General features: G+C 71.8%; 4 protein-coding genes and 1 pseudogene. 2 read left to right on the top strand and 3 right to left on the bottom strand.

The features are described from left to right. Positions 1-142: pseudogene (locus tag E2651_RS45835) on the top strand (sulfite oxidase); the annotation flags it as partial. Positions 143-151: 9 nt separating this feature from the next. Here E2651_RS45835 and E2651_RS41795 read toward each other — a convergent pair. From E2651_RS41795 to E2651_RS41805, 3 genes are all read right to left on the bottom strand, one after another. Further along, positions 152-1,111 carry an ornithine cyclodeaminase family protein gene (locus tag E2651_RS41795; protein ID WP_135336493.1) on the bottom strand — a complete coding sequence of 320 codons (960 nt, stop codon included), beginning with the start codon at positions 1,109-1,111 and terminating at the stop codon, positions 152-154. Between the two features lie 29 nt (positions 1,112-1,140). Continuing rightward, the gene (locus E2651_RS41800; protein WP_135336494.1) at positions 1,141-1,959 is read right to left on the bottom strand and encodes an HAD-IIA family hydrolase; all 819 of its coding nucleotides are present in this window, start codon (positions 1,957-1,959) and stop codon (positions 1,141-1,143) included. A 377-nt stretch (positions 1,960-2,336) separates the two neighbouring features. Then, entirely contained in the window at positions 2,337-3,560 is a 1,224-nt protein-coding gene (locus E2651_RS41805) for a metallophosphoesterase (RefSeq protein ID WP_135336495.1), read from the bottom strand. A gap of 174 nt (positions 3,561-3,734) precedes the next feature. Here E2651_RS41805 and E2651_RS44895 point away from each other — a divergent pair. After that, positions 3,735-3,940: hypothetical protein (locus E2651_RS44895; protein WP_209446385.1), on the top strand; the 206-nt coding region annotated here is incomplete at its 3' end.

Genomic DNA, 3,940 nt, shown 5'->3' on the forward strand with positions numbered 1-3,940 from the left:
ATACGAGACAGCCCCCGGCCCGACCACCCTCCTGGCCCGCGCGACAGACACCACAGGCCGCACCCAGCCGGAGGCGACGGTGCACAACACGCAGGGGTATCTGTTCGACGCGGTGGTGCGGCACGCTGTGCGGGTGGTGTGAGCGGGCGGCTTATACGGCGGTCGAATCGAGGGCGGCCCACCCCTCGTACACACTCACCGCCACCCCAAGGTCCTCCCAAGCCATCCCCGCCGACTTGAACAGGCGGGGCCGGCCGCCGGGGACAGCGATCTCGCCCCGCACCAATTCGGCCAGCGTCCGCAGCCGTGACACGTCGAAGGCACCCGCCTCGACCGCCAGGACGATGTCGCCGCACTCCCGCAGTGCCACCGCGCGGGACTCCGCCACCACCGAACCGCGGGCCAGGAGGCCCTCGTCGACCTCGCGGGCGTCCGGTTCGTGCGAGCCCACCGCCGCGACCGTCGCGTGGTCCGCCAAGAGGGTGCTGTCGAAGAGGGGGGTGCGCGCCGTCGTGCAGCAGCAGATCACGTCGGCCGACGCGACGTCCGCCGCGGTGGCGGCCGATGCCGAGAGGCCCGCGGCGCGGCAGCGCTCGACGAAGGCCGTCACCCGCTCCGGGGTCCGCGCGACCACATCGACATGCTCCAGGGTCGGCCGCACCGCCCGGACCGCCTCCACGTGCCCCCAGGCCTGCGGGCCGGTGCCGAAGACGAGCAGGCGGCGCGCTTCCGGCACCGCCAGGTACTTGATCGCGGCGCCCGATACGGCGGGAGTCCGCAGGGACGTCAGGGCGATGCCGTCCATGAGGGCTCGCGGCGTGTGCGTCACGCCGTCCAGGAGTGCGTACATGCCCTGGACGCGAGGCAGGTCGCGTGCCGCGTTGGAAGGGGTGACCGTGGCGATCTTCACGCCTGTGTACGAGGTGGTGGCGGACGGCATCAGGAGGAGTTGTCCGCCCGGGATGTCGACCACTCCTCGGGGCGGTTCCCCCTCCGGGTCCAGCTCTGTCTTCAGGACGGCCTCCACCGCCTCGATCGCCGTGGACATGGGGACGAGTCGGGACAGCGTCTCGGCGTCGATGTACGGCGGCGGCACGGTTCCGGACGGCATGAGCGGTTCCTTTCGGGGAGCGGTGAGTCTCACTGAGGGCCCGAGGCCAGGCGTTCGAGGAGGTGGGGGAGTGCGGCGAAGGAGTCGAGTACATGGTCCGGTGTGCCGGTGGCCGACCGGTGCGTCTCCGGAAGGTACTTGCCGGTCTTGACGAGTACGCCGGTGACGCCGCTGCGCTGGGCGGCGAGCACGTCGGACTCGATGTCGTCGCCGATCATGAGTGTGGTGGACGGCTCGGCGCCCAGGTGGGCGAGCGCGGCGGTGAAGAAGGCCTCGGACGGTTTGCCGGTGATGGTCGCCTCGACCCGCGCGGCCCGTTCGAGACCGAGGAGGAAGGCACCCGTGTCGAGGTCGAGGCCGTCGGCGGTGCGCCAGTAGAGGCTGCGGTGCATGGCCACGAGGCGTGCTCCTCGTTGCAGGTGATGGAAGACGCGGTTGAGGGCCGCATAGCCGAACTCGTCGCCCGCACCCCCGACCACGACGACGTCCACTTCGGCATCTGCTCCCGCGTACTCGTCGACGAGTGCCACGCCGGCCAGGTCATCCCGAATGTCACCGGCGTTGAGCAGCAGGCAGCGCGCGCCCGGATGGTGCTCGCGCAGATGGGCGGCCGTGACGGCGGGGGCCGTGAGGATGTCGTCGACCGTGACAGGGAACCCCGCCTCCACGAGGCGTGCGCAGACCGAGGCGCGTGTGCGCGAGGTCGTGTTGGTGACCAGGGCGAGCGGGAGACCCGCGGCGCGCAGCCGCTCCATGGCCGCGACGGCGCCGGGGAGAGGCTCCCAGGACACCGCGAGCACTCCGTCGATGTCGATGAGGACTGCGCCGATCCCGCCGAGTTGCTCCATAGGGCGACGGTAGTTGCTTGGACAATCCGGTCAGGCCAGGAAGTCGGCAATCTGGTCAAACCCGCACCCACAGCACCCCCTTCTCTTGGACGTGTTCCAGTTCAGGATGTCCGCGCTGGTCCACTGGTAAGTCGACGCGGGGCCCGTCTCGTCGTACACGTTCAGCGAGACGCCCGGGTTCGTGTGGCCGGTCTCGTCGCGCAGGGCGAGCGCCAGAGCCTGTGCGGCGTGCTTCGGCGACCCAGCAGGGCTTGGAGGTGTCGTTCCGCCCGGTGATCAGCAGGTGGGCCAGCCCGGTCGAGCGGTCCTCGGGCAAGACCCGACGCGAAATCGTCCGCTGCCACAAACGCTACGCGGCCCGGGAGATCATCCACGTGCTACGGCGAGGGGGGCCGCTGTGGGGAGCGGAGTACGAGCAGGGTGATCTCGCTGGGGGCGAAGACGCGGAACGGCGGGCCCCAGAATCCGGTGCCGCGGCTGGTGTAGAGGAGGGTGCGGGTGCCGTGGCGGCTGAGGCCGGCGAGGGCGGGCTGGTCGATGCGGACGAGGTGGTGGAAGGGCCAGATCTGGCCGCCGTGGGTGTGGCCGGAGAGCTGGAGATCGATGCCGCCTGCCGCGGCCCGGTCGACGAACTTGGGCTGGTGGGCCAGGAGCAGGACGGGCAGGTCGGGGTCGGCGCCGTTCAGGGCCCCGGCGAGGTGGGCGCCGTGACCGGCCAGGCCGGAGGATTCGGCGGTGACGTCGTCCACGCCGGCGACCACGAGGGTGTCGCCGCCGCGTTCGAGCAGCAGATGGCGGTTGCGCAGCGGCTCCCAGCCCAGCTCGTCCATCAGGTCGACCCAGCCCTGGGCCTGGCTGTAGTACTCGTGGTTTCCGGTGACGTAGACCCGGGCCCGGGTGGCTCGCACGGTGCCGAGCGGAGCGGCCTGGGCGCGGCGGCGTTCGGCCGTGCCGTCCGCTATGTCGCCGGTGTGGCAGACCAGGTCGGCTTCCAGGGTGTTGACCGTCTCGCAGACCCGCGCCGACCAGCGGGCGCGGTCGAGTGGGCCGTAGTGGGTGTCGGTGATGAGGACGACGCGGGTGCCGTCCAATCCGGCGCCCAGGCGCGGGAGTTGTACGTCGAGCTTACGCACCCGTGGCACCCGGCGGGCCTCGGCGTACCCCCAGGCGAGCAGCACGGCGGCTACGCCGAGGACCGCCCAGGTGACGATCCGGGCCCGGCTCTGGCCGTCGCCTACGTCGGCCACGGTCAGGGCGAGGCGCAGCAGGACGCCGAGCAGGACGGACCAGGTGAACAGGACCCAGCCGGCCCCAAGGAGGGTGTCCCCGATGATCGCCGCCCGGTCCTGCTGCCGCCGGCCGTGGCCGCGCATCATCGCGAGCGGCATACCGATCAGACCGAGGACGAACAGGGCGGTGCCGCCCAGCGCCACGGGGAGCGGCCAGTGCTGGCCGGCGTGCAGCAGCACCCAGCCGGGCACGGTCCACAGCAGGACGGGGGCGATCAAAGGGATGTAGCGCATCAGCCGGCGCAGTCGGCTCTGCTCGGTCGCATGCGCCGCCGCACCGTCCGCGGATCGGGCTTCGCTGGTGTCGGTCACGCTTCCCCTCCTCAAGTAACCAGACTGCCGAAGCGCGCACTGTATCCGGTCGTCGCAGGGGCCCCGCCCGTGCCGTCGCCGACAACCTGGCTGCGTCCGCTCGCTGTTCGCGGACTCAGCGGGAGTAAGGGAGATGATGCGCGCTGCAGCTCCCCGGCTCGCACTGTGGTGCTCTTGGCCGTCCTCGGGACCTCGGTCGCCTGTGCCGCGCACCGTGCGGACAGTGAGCCGCGCCCGGCCACCGCCCGGCCCCCTACCCGCAACCCGCACTTCCCGCACGAGCGCCGGGAAGCCTTCGCCCGCCTCAACCCCGCCGCTGTTCCGTCCGGCGCACTGACACAGGCGGCGGTGGGCGGCTCGAGGGGTCGAGGGGTGGCCAC

It is taken from the genome of Streptomyces sp. MZ04 (genome assembly GCF_004684775.1).
In the GTDB taxonomy this organism is placed as follows: domain Bacteria; phylum Actinomycetota; class Actinomycetes; order Streptomycetales; family Streptomycetaceae; genus Streptomyces.